The sequence below is a fragment of the Amycolatopsis coloradensis genome (genome assembly GCF_001953865.1).
Lineage (GTDB): Bacteria > Actinomycetota > Actinomycetes > Mycobacteriales > Pseudonocardiaceae > Amycolatopsis > Amycolatopsis coloradensis.
Genome location: NZ_MQUQ01000005.1, coordinates 94493 through 108032 on the forward strand (window position 1 = coordinate 94493; position 13540 = coordinate 108032).

Genomic DNA, 13540 nt, shown 5'->3' on the forward strand with positions numbered 1-13540 from the left:
CGAGGTTAGACGAATACACAGGCGATCCAGTGCTTCACCTATGGGCACGTCCGATCCGGCGGTGTTGAATCGAGCCCATGCTGACCAGTGAAGACGTCGAATTCCTTCGCCACCCGTTGCACGGCTTCCTGACCGTGGCCGACGGGCCGGTCCGGCCGGTGTGGTTCGAAGCCACCGGCGAAGGCACGATCCAGCTGTTCACGCCCCGGGACTCGCCCAAGGTGCGGCGGCTGGACGGCGATCCCCGTGCCTCGATCATCGTGGCCGCGCCCGTCGGCGAACGCGAGCGCTGGGTCTCGGTCGCCGGGCGCGTCTCGGTGGAGCCCGATGGCGCGCACGAGCTGGCCGCCCGCCTCGGCGCCCGCTACTGGGACCTCGACGACCCGGCTCACGCCGGCGAGCTCGCGGAGATCCAGGAGCTGGATCTCCTCCGGCTCGTCATCCACCCCGAGAAGGTCAGTCGCTACTCGATGTGATGATCGACGTCATCCCGAGCACGGCGGCGCAGACGTTTTCGTCACCCTTGACGCTGACCCGGTCCCGGTCCGCCGGGTTCCGGGTGCACAGTCGCCAGAACGTGTCGGCGTCGGTGGTCACCGAGGCCAGCGGCGAGCGTGACGTCGGCGCGACGCGGTCCATCTCCCAGCCACCGGCGATCCGCTGAGCCGTCCATTTCCCGCCACCCTGACCGGTGACGGTGTAGACGACCTGCCTGCCGGTCCGCGCGTCGACGTCACGCAGGGTGTGCGGCAAGGCCCGCATGAAGGTGTCCACCACCGGACCGCGGAACTCGGAGCCGTCCAGCGTCCGCGCGCCGACGGCTTCGCGGATCTGTTGCTGGTGAACCCAGAACTCGGTGTACTCGCGGGCGACGTCGAGCCAGACCGGCGCCGGTTCGTCCCCGGCCCAGCTCACCGGCTCGCCGGGGGCGTCGAGGTCGGCGCGGCCCCACATCTCGGCGAGCTGCGAGGTGCTGTCGACCAGCATCGCGAACAGCACTTCGGGGGACAGCCGGCGGCACGCGATCACCCATTCGTCGTTGATCCGGTCGAGGAACTCCCCGAAGCGTTCACCCTCGCGGGGCGCCGTCGTCCGGTAGCCGTCGCGGTCGCGGGACAGCCTGCCGAGCTTGTCGCCCAGGATGTGGGCGGCGAGATCGTGCACCGTCCAGCCCGTGCACACCGTCGGCGCGGCCCACCGCTCCGCGTCGAGACCGGTGAGGACGTCGAGCAAGGCCTGCTCCTCCCGCGCGAACAGCGGGAGGACGTCGAGCGGCGGACCCCAGCGCGAGAAGCTCATGGTGACCATCCAAACACCTTCCTCGATCACAATTTCGGCCGTTCGGCCTACTCGCAGGTAGCATCGGCGCGAACGTGAGGGGAGTGCCCGTGAGCAACGAACGACCCGCCGGTGACGACCTGGCCGCTTTCGCCAGACGCGCGGGACGGCTGGCGGGCTGGGCCGCCCGCACGGGAATCGGATTCACCCGCAAACTTCCCGGCGTCGACATCGCGGAACAGGTCGTCAAACAGGGGGAGCGGCAGCTGCTTTCGGAGCTGCGCCGCCGCCTCGACGAGGTCGACGACCCGTATCACGCCGCGCTCACCGCCGCGTCCGCCATGAACCGGCCCGGCGCCGACGGTTCGCGTCCGGTCGAAGCGAGCATCACCCTCGTGCACACGCGCGCCCAGCTCGAACCGCTTCGCGCGGCGATGGCCGAATTGCTCAACCACTCGATCGGCTTCGGTCGCGAGCGGGCGCGCGAGTACCTCTACGCGATCATCCTGCGGCAGCTTACGCCGGACGAGGCCCGCATCCTCTCCGCGCTTTCCGACGGCTCGCCGTTCCCCGCCGTCGACGTCGCCGAGCGGACCAACCTCGGCGGTGCCGGGCGGTTCGCGCTGCGCAACGCCTCCACCGTCGGCAAGGCGGCCGGGGTGTCGCTGCCCGACCAGGTGCCCGGCTACCTCACCAGGCTGATCGGGCTCGGCCTGGTCGAGCTGGACGAAGAAGTGCCGTCGCTGGAGACGCAGTACGAGATCTTGCTGACCGACGAGACCGTCCGTGAGGCGGAGAAGTCGGTCAAGCGGGCCAAGTTCGTGAAGCGCACCGTCCACATTTCCCGCCTCGGCGCCCAGTTCTGGCAGGCCTGCGACCCGAGCGCCGGTTGACCCGGCATGGGTGCGTTCCTCGACGGGATCCTCGCCGACTTCGGCAGGCACTGGCCGATTTACGTCTCCATCCCGATCGTCGCCGCCCTGATCGGCTACACCACCAAACTCGTCGCGATCCGGATGATGTTCCAGCCGGTCGAGTTCGTCGGCATACGACCGTTCCTCGGCTGGCAGGGCATCGTGCCCAAACGCGCCGCGCGGATGGCGAGCATCGCCTGCGACACGATGACCGAGCAGCTGATCAAACCCGCGGAGGTCGTCGCCAGGCTCGATCCGCGGAGAATCGCGCGTGAGATCGAGAAACCGCTCCAGGCCGCCGTCGAAGACATCGTGCGCGACGTCGCCGGTCACTACCAGCCGGGCTTGTGGGAATCGCTGCCGGTGGGCATGCAGCGGCTGGTGATCCAGCGCGTCCAGGCCGAGTCGCCGAAGATGGTCGCGGCCGTGCTGGAGCTGATCAAGTCCGATGTGGACAGTGTGTTCGACCTCAAGGGCATGGTGGTCACCGCCCTGGTCAAGGACAAACGGCTGCTGAACCGGATTTTCCAGGAGGCGGGCGACAAGGAGTTCAAGTTCATCGCCCGCTCCGGCATCTTCTTCGGCGGGCTGATCGGCGTGATCCAGATGATCGCGTGGATGCTGTTCAAGGTCCCGCTGATCATGCCGCTGTTCGGGCTTTTCACCGGCTGGTTCACCGACTGGCTCGCGCTGCGGATGATCTTCTACCCGATCGAAGAGCGCCGGTACTTCGGTGTGCGCTGGCAGGGTCTGTTCCTGAAGCGGCGCGGCGAGGTCGCGGAGGCGTATGGCGCGCTGATCGCGCAGGAGATCATCACGCCGCACAACGTGATCGAGGCGGTGCTGCACGGGCCGCTGTCGGACCGGGTGCTCGGGCTCATCCAACGTCAGCTCGACGAACAGCTCGGCCGCCGCGTCGGCGTCGGGAAACCGCTGGTGGTGTTCGCCGTCGGCAGCAGGCGGTACCAGGACATGAAGCTGAACATCGCCGAGAAGATCATGGACAAACTACCGGAGACGATGCGGTACGTCGAGGACTACGCGAACGACGCGATGGACATCCGGAACGTGCTGGTGACGAAGATGAAGGAACTGTCTCCGCGCGAGTTCGAAGGCCTGCTGCGGCCTGCGTTCCAGCAGGACGAATGGCTCCTGATCGCGACCGGCGCCGCCCTCGGCTTCGCCGTCGGTGAGGCGCAAGTCCTCCTCCTGGAACACTTCGCGGCCTGACCCCCTCTCGTCCCGCGTTTCGTCCTCTGGTTGCGGTCCTTGCGCGGGCAACTACCGCAACAAGAGGACGAAACGCGGGGGCGCCGCCCTTACGGGTGAACGAATTTCGGCACTAACGGTGGTACACCGGTTCGCCCGTCCGGTCTAAGGTGCACGGTGCACAAAGCCTTGGGGAGGGCGTACATGGCCGACACGGGGAGCCCGTGGCCGCAGGAGATCCGGCTGGCGATGACCATGGTGGGCGGGGCGAGCCTCGCGGTCTGGATGGGCGGGGTCGCCACCGAGACCTCGCATCTGCTGCGGGCGTCGAGAACACCGGAAGCCGAAGGGCCGTACCGGACCCTGCTCGATCTGCTCCACGCCACCGTCTCGCTCGACGTGCTCACCGGCACGAGCGCGGGCGGCATCAACGCGGCGTGTCTCGGGCTGGCCGAGGCGTTCCGGTCGAGCCCGCAGGTGCTGCGCGACACGTGGATCAGCACGGGATCGCTCGACAACCTGATCCGCGACCCCGGCGAGCAGGGGCCGAGGTCGCTGTTGAACGGCGACAAGGTGCTGCTGGCGGACCTCAAGGACGCGCTGCACCGGATCACCGACAAGGCGACGGTGAAACCGGATTGTCCCGACATCACCGTGCTGCTCACCGGAACGATGATCGACGGCGAGACGACCAGGTTCGACGACGCGCTGGGAAACCTGGTGCGGGACACCGAACATCGCCTGCTGTTCCGCTTCGACGGTCCTTTATGGACTGACGACGTCGTGGGACCGCTCGCGCTCGCGGCCCGCTCCACGGCGTCGTTCCCCGGCGCGTTCGAACTGTCCCGGATGCCGATCGGCGAGAAGACCGGGCCGCTGCATCCGGACATGACCCGGTACACCGACGTCACGCGGTCGCATTGGCTGACCGACGGCGGCGTGCTGCTGAACAAGCCGTTGCGCCCGGCGCTGCGGGAGATCTTCGAACGGCGGTCGCATTCGGACGTCCGGCGGCTGCTGCTGTACGTGGTGCCGACGGCGGAACGCGAAGCCGAGCGCGTCGAGGTCGATCCGGAGCGGCCGCCGCTGCTGGGCAGTGCGATGAGCAAGGTCGTCGGCACCGTGCTGAGCCAGACGATCAGCGCCGAACTCGAAGATCTGAACCGGCACAACGACGCCGTGGTCCGCACCAGGGGAACCCGGGTTTCCCTTGCCGCGATGGGGGTTCGCGGCGGGCCGGGAACACTCGTCGACCAACGGCTGATGAACGACTACCGCGATCGGCGGGTGCAGGAGGACGCCACCGCGCTGGTGCGCGAAGCGACCCGCAGGCTTTCACTGTCCGATGTGGAGGACCCGGGCCGTCAATGGGCGTCCGGGACGGCCGCGCAGTTGCGTGCGACGGCGTCGTCGGGGCTGCGCGAAGGCCTGCCGAGCGAACCGCCCGCGGACACCTGCGAGATCGAGAGCCTGGTCGCGTTCCGCACCACCGCGCTCGACGATTCGGTGGCCACCGGTCTCCAGCTGGTGAACGCGGGTTTCCGGCTCGATCCGGCACCGGAGCAGGCGGTACAGCTCAACCGTTGCCGGGTGCTGCTGCACGAGGCGCGCCACAAGTCCGCGCGAGGACGCCGGCTCGCGGGCTGGGTCGCCGAACAGGACCCGCCGCCGGCCGGCGTCACGCTGGCCGCCTGGATCGAAGGCCTCGCCAAGGAATGGGCGGCCCTCGGCCGGCCGGACGCGCTGAAGGAGGCGTGGCCGATGGTGGTCGCCGCGCTCCGGCAGGCGACGCCGATCCTTTTGCCGCTGGCACAGGCGAAACCCGACACCGAAGCGGCCGACACGGTCAACACGCTGCTGGCGTGGACAGGGCTCACCTCCGATGACGAGAGCGCCGGGGATCCGATCGTCACCTCGCGTCTGGTGCGCCTGCACATCGCGACCCGCGGCCTGCTCGCGCAACCGCCGTCGGTCGACCAGCGGGTCGACCTCGTCCAGGTCAGCGCGGATTCGCGGACGCTGCTGGACATGAGACGGCGCCGCTCGTGGGACAAGCTCACCGGCATGCAGGCCGACTACTTCGGCGCGTTCTACAAGGCGTCGTGGCGCGCGAACGACTGGATGTGGGGCCGGGTCGACGGCGCGGGCTGGCTGTTCCAGTGCCTGCTCGACCCGAAACGCCTGCGGCTGCTGCGTGACGTCGTCGGGCGCGAAGCCTTCCGCGCACAGGTCCGGGACGCGTTCAAGAAGATCGGCTGGCGGCGGCCGGGCACCGAAGACGGGCTGTCCCAGGCGGAAGCCGAGGCGTTGTGCGCGCAACTGGCCGGAGAGCTGGCTTTCCTCGGTCTCGACGGCGAACTCGGCGACGTGGAAGGCGAATCCGCCTTGCCGATCAGCATGCCGGTGACGGCGATGGTGCTCGCCAGGGTCCGGCAACTGGAGATCGCGCGCGAGGAACTGCCGTGCGTCGGGCTCCATTGCGGACACGACGCGAAAACGGCCAAGGGGAACGGGAAACCGTCGGAGCGGTTCCGGAAACTGATCGAGAACGAGCCGGAGACCGACGAGCAGGCCCAGCGCGCGTTCCAGGCGTGCCAGGTCTCCGGCGAGCGGTTCGAACACGAGCGCGGGACGATGCTGCTGACGAAGACGCTGGTCAAGGCGGGCGCCGCCGGGATCAACGCGGCCGCGGGGGCGACGCGGGTGCCGAAGTCGGTCCAGCCCGCCGCGACCTTCGCCAAGGCCGCCGGCCGCAGCGCGTGGTGGATCACGCGTGGCGCGGCCACCCTGCCGTCCCCGTGGAACGTGCTCGCCGCGCTGATCACCGTGCTTGCCGGGTTCGTCCTCGGTGGACAGGGCGGGCCGGTGCTCCAATGGGTGGGTGTCCCGGTCGCCGCGGGCGCCATCGTGTTCCTGGTGGTCAGCCTGATGACGTTGCGCAAGACGTGGCGGATGATGCTCACGGTGCTGGGCGTGCTGGCGGGGGCGGGACTGCTGTTCGCCGCGTTCCTGCCACCGGTCCGCGACCCGCTGTTCGGCTGGCTCGGCGACGTCGTCGCGGGCTGGCGGCGCGGTGAGGCCCCGGTCTGGTGGCTGATCGTCTGCCTGCTGATTCTGCTGCCCGCCGTCTGGACGCCGCTCGGTTCCGTATTCCGGCGGCGACGGCGCCGCTGAACCGCCGAATTGTGCCCTGAGCCTGCGACCGAGTGGTGACGGTTGGTATCGTCACAAGCGGTGAGACCGCAGCGAGGCGGCCTTACCCACAAGTGCTGCGCTTCAAACGTTACCGTTACCTTTGTCACGTGTGTTTCAGGGTTGTTGCAGGTAGCCGCGTTGCCGCCGCCGCGCGGATCTGACCGCGCCCGAATCCTCCGGTACGTTTCTTGGACATGTCCGGAAAGCACTTGATCGAATACCCGACCAAGGCAGACGGTGCCGAGCTCTGGCGAATCGCCCGCGATTCGAAGAAGCTTGATCTCAACTCGGCCTACGCCTATATGCTGTGGTGCCGCGATTTCGCGGACACCTCCGTCGTAGCGAAAGTCGACGGCACTCCGGTCGGTTTCGTGATCGGGTATCGGAAGCAGGACACCGGCTTCGTCTGGCAGGTCGCGGTCGACGCGTCCCAGCGCGGAAAAGGCCTGGCCGGGGCACTGCTCGACGAGCTGTTCAGCCGTCTTGCCGCCCACGGCGTGCGGTACCTCGAAACGACGATCACCCCGGACAACGAGGCTTCGATCCGGTTGTTCGCCTCGTTCGCCAAGCGGTGGAACACCACCTTGGAACGGCAGGATCTGTTCTCCGCGACGGATTTTCCGGCCGAGGACGGAACGCATGAGCAAGAGGACCTGTATCGAATCGGTCCGCTCAGCAGCCAGTAGAACGTAAAGCCGGGGATCTCAGGGAGAAAGAAAACGTGATGAGCATTTTCGAGGAACTCGAATCCGAAGTACGCAGTTACAGCCGTGGCTGGCCCGTGGTGTTCGACAGGGCGCAGGGGAGCTACCTGTACGACGAAGACGGCAAGGCCTACCTCGACTTCTTCGCCGGCGCCGGTGCGCTCAACTACGGGCACAACAACCCGGCGATCAAGCGGGCCCTGATCGACTACATCGCCCGTGACGGCGTCACGCACGCGCTCGACATGTTCACCGTGGCCAAGCGGGACTTCCTGGAGACGTTCAAGGAGAAGATCCTCGCGCCGCGCGAACTCGACTACAAGGTCGTTTTCCCCGGTCCCGGTGGCGCGAACGCGGTCGAGGCCGCGCTGAAGCTCGCGCGCAAGGTGACCGGCAAGGAATCCGTCATCAACTTCACCAACGCCTTCCACGGGATGACGCTGGGCGCCCTTTCGGTGACCGGCAACTCGATGAAGCGCGGCGGCGCCGGTGTCCCGCTGGTGCACGCCACCCCGATGCCGTACGACAACTACTTCGACGGCTCCATCCCCGACTTCCTCTACTTCGAGAAGCTGCTCGAAGACTCCGGCAGCGGCCTGAACGAGCCCGCCGCCGTCATCGTCGAAGGCGTGCAGGGCGAAGGCGGCATCAACGCCGCGCGCGTCGAATGGCTCAAGGCGCTGGACGACCTGTGCAAGAAGCACGGCATCCTGCTGATCCTCGACGACGTCCAGATGGGCTGCGGCCGCACCGGCCCGTTCTTCAGCTTCGAGGACGCGGGCATCAAACCCGACATCGTCTGCCTGTCGAAGTCCATCGGCGGCTACGGCATCCCGATGGCGCTGACGCTGATCCGCCCGGAACTCGACGTCTGGGAGCCGGGTGAGCACAACGGCACCTTCCGCGGCATCAGCCCGGCGTTCGTCACCGCGACCGAGGCGCTGCGCGTTTACTGGAGCGATGACGAGCTGGAGAAGTCGACCAAGGCCAAGGGCGAGCGCATCGCCGCCGCGTTCGAAGGCATCGTCGAGGCGTATCCGGAAGCGAACCTGCTCGCGAAGGGCCGCGGGCTGGCCCGTGGTCTCGAGTTCGCCGACGGCGACCTCGCGGGCAAGGTCTGCGCCGCCGCTTTCGAGCGCGGGCTGCTGATGGAGACCTCCGGCCCCGACGGCGAGGTCATGAAGCTGCTGCCACCGCTGACGCTGACCGACGAGGAACTCACGAAGGGCCTGTCGATCATCGACGAGTCCATCGCCGCCGTCCTGAACTGACCGCCCTCAACCAAGAACGAGAAGGAGTTTTCCGTTGCTTGTCAGAACACTCGACGAGGTCACCGACACCGACGCCGACATCAAGACCCCGAACTGGCGCAGCAAACGCATCGTGCTGGCCAAGGAGGGCGTCGGCTTCTCGGTGCACGAGACCACGCTTTACGCCGGGACGGTCAACGACTTCTGGTACGCGAACCACATCGAGGCGGTCTTCATCACCTCAGGTGAAGGCGAGCTGGAGAACACCGCGACAGGTGAGGTCTTCCAGCTGAAGCCGGGCACGTTGTACCTGCTGAACGACCACGACAAGCACCAGGTCCGGCCCAAGACCGAGATCAAATGCGTTTGCGTGTTCAACCCGCCCATCACCGGCCGCGAGGTCCACGACGAAAACGGCGTGTACCCGCTCGTCACGGAACCCTAAATCGCTCGAGGAGGCGACTGCAGTGACGCTGACCGACACCCGCGTCGACGACAGCTACCCGACCCGCATCACGGGTAAGCCCGAACACCTGCCCAGGACGCACCCCACCGTCTGGGGCGGTGAGGCCGACGGTCCCATCGACGCGGCAACGCTCGCCAACCACGAGGCCCGTGGTTACACCGTCGTCGACCAGTTGCTGTCGCCTGGCGAGGTCCAGACGTACTGGCAGGAACTCGTCCGCCTGTCGTCGGGCGACCACCGCGACGACGAGCGGGTCATCACTGAGGCCAAGACCGGTGAGGTCCGCTCCATCTTCGACGTCCACGAGACCAGCGAGCTGATCGCGGAACTCGTCCGCGACCCCCGGGTGCTCGACCGGGCCCGGCAGATCCTCGGCTCCGAGGTCTACATCCACCAGAGCCGCGTGAACTACATGCCCGGCTTCAAGGGCACCGGTTTCTACTGGCACTCGGACTTCGAGACCTGGCACGCCGAAGACGGCATGCCCGCGCCGCGCGCGGTCAGCTGTTCCATCGCGCTCACCGACAACTACCCGTTCAACGGCGGGCTGATGGTGATGCCCGGTTCGCAGCGGACCTTCGTCCAATGCGCCGGGGAAACCCCCGAGAACAACTACAAGAGTTCACTGAAAGAGCAGCGAGTCGGTGTTCCCGGCGAGGATGACATCACCGAACTCGCCGCCGAATACGGAATCGATCAATTCACCGGACAGGCCGGTTCGGCGCTCTGGTTCGATTCGAATGTGATGCACGGTTCGTCGAACAACATCACGCCGTACCCGCGCTCGAACATCTTCGTCGTGTTCAACAGCGTCGAGAACGCGCTGCGGGAGCCGTTCGCCGCGATCGAACCGCGCCCGGCGTTCATCGCGGGCCGCGACTCGACACCCCTGACGCGCTGACGAATCGCAGGTCGCGAAGGCCATGACAGGGCGCCTGTAGTCATCGATGCGCGCCCTGTTACGTTGTCGTCTACGTGAGCGGACCAGTGGGCTCGCACACGTTGGTGTTGTCGACGGACGAACGGGTTCTTCGCTCGGGGTGAGCCCACCCGGACGGACGTGGACGCCGATGTCCGGTGTGGGTCGCGCCCCCAGGCGGCCCAAATCGGACATCCCCCGGCTCCGTGCCATCAGATCGGGACTGATGGCACGGAGCCTTTTTCTTTCGCCGGGCGTGACCGGCGAGGTACTCACGACCCGTCACCGCTGGCCGCCCGACGTGCCTGGTGAGCGCGTGAGGTGCCACTCAGGGTGAGAGGCGTGGGACCGGCTGGATTTCGGATCATCCAGCGCCCCGAGATCCACACGGCCGCCGTCCTGGGGCGGGAATTCCCGCTCGATGTCCCCAATGCGGCATTGGCGACATCGGTCCCGCCGCTGGTCGTTTTCGCCCCGATATATCTCTCTTCCCCCGCGTTTTCTGGTTGGCGGCGTCTTCGCGCGGTAGGTTGGCTACTCCGGTAAGGGGAGAGATCGGGGGAGGGGGGTTCGTCATGGGCGAAAGCGGTTCCCCTGCTCGTTTCCAACTCCTCGGTCCCGTCCGGCTCCTCGACGGCGAACGGCCGGTCCCCGTCGGCGGTCCCGGCGTCCGCGGCCTGCTCGCGCTGCTGGCCTTGAACGTCAACAAGGTCGTCGCGCTCGACGAGATCATCGACGCGCTCTGGGGCCACGACCCGCCTGCCACCGCCCGCACGATCGTCCACGGCAACGTCTCCCATCTTCGCCGCGTGCTCCGGGACATCCAGGGCGACCATCCGCGCGGCGCCCGGATCCTCACCGCGCCACCCGGCTACCAGCTCACCGTCGAACCCGGCCGGATCGACGTCCACCGGGCCAGGGCGTCGCTGGAGCAGGCGTCCGCCGAAGATCCGGACAAGGCTTCCGAACTGCTCGCCGAGGCCCTCGCGCTCTGGCAGGGCCCCACGCTCGCCGGTGTGCCGAGTTCGGTCCGCGCCCCCGAACTGGAGGATCTGCGGCTCGCCGTCCACGGCGCCCGGGTCGACGCGGACCTCGAACTCGGCAGGCACGCCGAACTGATCGTCGAACTCAGCCCGCTGGTCCGGGCCAAGCCCCTTTCCGAGCGCACTGCGGGCCAGCTGATGCGGGCGCTCTACCACGCCGGGCGCCGCGGCGACGCGCTCGAGCTCTACCGCACGGTGTCCCGGGCGACCCTGCGCACCCTCGGCGTCGAACCCGGCGCGGATCTGCGCTGGCTGCACGAACGCGTCCTGAACGACGACCTGCCGGTCAAGGTCGTCGCGGAACAGAAGCCCGAGGCGCCGCCTGTCCAGCAGCTGCCGCCCGCGGTGCCGAACCTCGCCGGGCGCGAGGCCGATCTCGCCTGGCTCGACGGGCTCGCCGAGCGGGCCGAGGCGGGCGAGACCGCGGTCGGCGTGGTCACCGGGACCGCCGGGATCGGCAAGAGCAGCCTGGTGGTGTGGTGGGCGCACCGCGCCTCACGCCGCTTTCCCGACGGCATCCTTTTCGCCTCGCTGCGGGGTTTCGACCCGCATCACCCGCCGCTGGAACCCGCCGACCTGCTCACCCAGTTCCTGCTCGGGCTCGGCGTCCCCGCCGACGGGATCCCCGAGCGGGTCCACGAACGCATCGCCCTCTACCGCTCGATGATCGCCGGGCGCCGGATGCTGGTGATCCTCGACAACGCCCGCTCCGCCGAGCAGGTGCGGCCACTGCTGCCGCCAGGGTCGCGGTCGATGACCCTGGTGACCAGCCGCTCCAGGCTCGACGGGCTCGCCGTGTCCAACGCCGCCAAACTGCGGGTCCTCGGCACGCTTTCACCCGGGGACGCCGTCCGGCTGATCGAGGAACTCGCCGGGCCCGCCGGATTCGACCTCAACCACGCGCTCGCCCGGCTCTGCGGTTACCTCCCGCTCGCGCTGCGGATCGCGGGCGCCCGGCTCGCCGCCAGCGCGCAGTGGTCCGCGCAGGACCTGGTCGACGAACTCGGCAACGAACGGACCAGGCTGGCCGCCCTCGACGTCGAGGGACCGGACGACGGCGTCCGCGCGGCGTTCGACGTCTCGTTCCGCGGGCTGCCCGCCGACGTCGCGAACACCTTCCTGCGGCTCGGCGTGGTCCAGTGCGTGTCGGCCGGTTCCCATCTGACGGCCGCGATCGGCGGCATCACCGTCGCCGAGGCGCGGCGGCATCTGCGGGTGCTCGCCGCGCACAACCTGCTCGCCGAAACCGGTCGCGACACCTTCGTCCCGCACGACCTCGTCCGCCTGTTCCTGCGTGAGCTGGCGGAGAACGAACTCGACGAGGCCGCCCGGGAAGACGTCCTCTCGCGCTCGGTGCGGTACTACCAGGCCGTCGCCGACCGGGCCCGGCGGAAGATGCTGCGCATCGTCGACCCCCTCGACTTCACCGCTGTGCTCACCGACGCGCAGACACCGCCGATCAACTCCTTCGCCGAAGCGCAGGACTGGTTCGCCGCGGAATGGGAAAACCTGGTCGAAGTCCTCGAAGCCGCCCGCGCCGGCGGGCGCCACGACGACGTCTGGCGGCTGGCGAGGGTCGCGCACACCTATCGCGCGGTGTACCCGCTGCTGGACGAATGGACCCGCCTGGTCGAGATCGGACTGGAGGCCGCCGAGCGGTCCGGTGACGTCCTCGGCCGGTGCTGGATGCTGATCTCGCGTTGCGCCATCGCGCTCACTTTCGAGCTGCCACAGGGATGTCTCGCCGACGCCGAACGCGCGCTGGAACTCGCGAGCGCGATCGGCGACGAGCGGCTGATGGTCTCGGCGAACATCCACCTGGGCTCCGCGCTGACCCTGCTGAGACGGTACGACGAGGCCATCACGACCTTGAAGCAGGCGGTCGAGGAGACCGAGCGGACCGGCGACCTCCAACTACGCGGGCAGGCGCTCAACAACTGCGCCGAGGCGGAAAAGCGGGCCGGGCGGTTCATCGAGGCGATCGGGCACCAGGTCGCCTCGCTGGAGATCGACCGGACCCTCGGCGACGAAAGCTACGTCGTCGTCTCGCTGAACAACCTGGCCGAACTGAGCATGCGGATCGGTGAACTCGCCGCCGCCGAGCGCTACGTCTGGGAGGCCGTGGACCTGACGATCAGCAGGCGGTTCGTCCTCCAGGAGGGCGTGCTGCGGCTGACATTGGGCAGGGTGCTGCGTGCCGGGTCGGATGTGGACGGTGCCCGCGAGCAATTCGCGCTCGCGCTGAAGATCCTTTCCGACGCCAATCCCAAGCTCGCCGGGCTGGTCCGTGCGGAACTCACGGACCTCGGTGGAAGTCCGTGAGTGATCCTTAGCGGATTCTTAGTGGCCTCGCCTCTCGCGCGCGTAGGGTCCCGTTCAGTGTCGATCGAGCCCTAGGGGAGGGGCAAGCGGTAGCGATCGGCGCTCGGGCGGTTCCCTTTCCGGGGCCGCCTGAAGAGTCGCCAGGAGCGGCTCGTGGCGGTCCGGCCGGTGGAGGTTGGGGGCGATACCGGCCGGCCGCCAGGCGGCTTTCCGCGTTTCGTCCTCTGGTTGCGGTCGTTG

Annotated in this window: 10 protein-coding genes; 9 read left to right on the plus strand and 1 reads right to left on the minus strand. The window is 68.2% G+C overall.

From position 1 onward, the window contains the following. Positions 1–77 precede the first annotated feature (77 nt). Complete coding sequence (locus tag BS329_RS09980; RefSeq protein WP_076158477.1) at positions 78–476, plus strand: pyridoxamine 5'-phosphate oxidase family protein; 399 nt, start codon at positions 78–80, stop codon at positions 474–476. Here BS329_RS09980 and BS329_RS09985 read toward each other — a convergent pair. Then, on the minus strand, positions 457–1308 hold the full coding sequence (locus BS329_RS09985) for a maleylpyruvate isomerase family mycothiol-dependent enzyme (RefSeq protein WP_143252964.1): 852 nt from the start codon (positions 1306–1308) through the stop codon (positions 457–459). The two genes, BS329_RS09980 and BS329_RS09985, sit on opposite strands and share 20 nt — an antisense overlap. 80 nt (positions 1309–1388) lie before the next feature. On the opposite strand from BS329_RS09985, the gene BS329_RS09990 reads away from it, so the two are divergent. The 8 genes from BS329_RS09990 to BS329_RS10025 all read left to right on the plus strand — a co-directional run bounded on the left by BS329_RS09990 (position 1389) and on the right by BS329_RS10025 (position 13300). Continuing rightward, a complete protein-coding gene (locus tag BS329_RS09990; protein WP_076160100.1) occupies positions 1389–2171 on the plus strand; it encodes an Abi-alpha family protein in 783 nt (260 codons plus the stop codon). Between the two features lie 6 nt (positions 2172–2177). Then, entirely contained in the window at positions 2178–3422 is a 1245-nt protein-coding gene (locus BS329_RS09995) for a DUF445 domain-containing protein (protein ID WP_076158479.1), read from the plus strand. A 183-nt stretch (positions 3423–3605) separates the two neighbouring features. Next, positions 3606–6575, plus strand: a complete 2970-nt coding sequence (locus BS329_RS10000; RefSeq protein ID WP_076158481.1) for a patatin-like protein — start codon at positions 3606–3608, stop codon at positions 6573–6575. Positions 6576–6790: 215 nt separating this feature from the next. Then, positions 6791–7282: a diaminobutyrate acetyltransferase gene (ectA, locus tag BS329_RS10005; RefSeq protein ID WP_076158484.1), complete on the plus strand. Its 492-nt coding sequence runs from the start codon at positions 6791–6793 to the stop codon at positions 7280–7282. 38 nt (positions 7283–7320) lie between these two features. Next, positions 7321–8571: a diaminobutyrate--2-oxoglutarate transaminase gene (ectB, locus tag BS329_RS10010; RefSeq protein ID WP_076158486.1), complete on the plus strand. Its 1251-nt coding sequence runs from the start codon at positions 7321–7323 to the stop codon at positions 8569–8571. 34 nt (positions 8572–8605) lie between these two features. Continuing rightward, on the plus strand, positions 8606–8995 hold the full coding sequence (locus BS329_RS10015; RefSeq protein ID WP_007033454.1) for an ectoine synthase: 390 nt from the start codon (positions 8606–8608) through the stop codon (positions 8993–8995). A 22-nt stretch (positions 8996–9017) separates the two neighbouring features. After that, complete coding sequence (gene thpD, locus BS329_RS10020; RefSeq protein WP_076158489.1) at positions 9018–9917, plus strand: ectoine hydroxylase; 900 nt, start codon at positions 9018–9020, stop codon at positions 9915–9917. Between the two features lie 593 nt (positions 9918–10510). Then, positions 10511–13300, plus strand: a complete 2790-nt coding sequence (locus tag BS329_RS10025; RefSeq protein ID WP_076158491.1) for an AfsR/SARP family transcriptional regulator — start codon at positions 10511–10513, stop codon at positions 13298–13300. Positions 13301–13540: the final 240 nt, after the last annotated feature.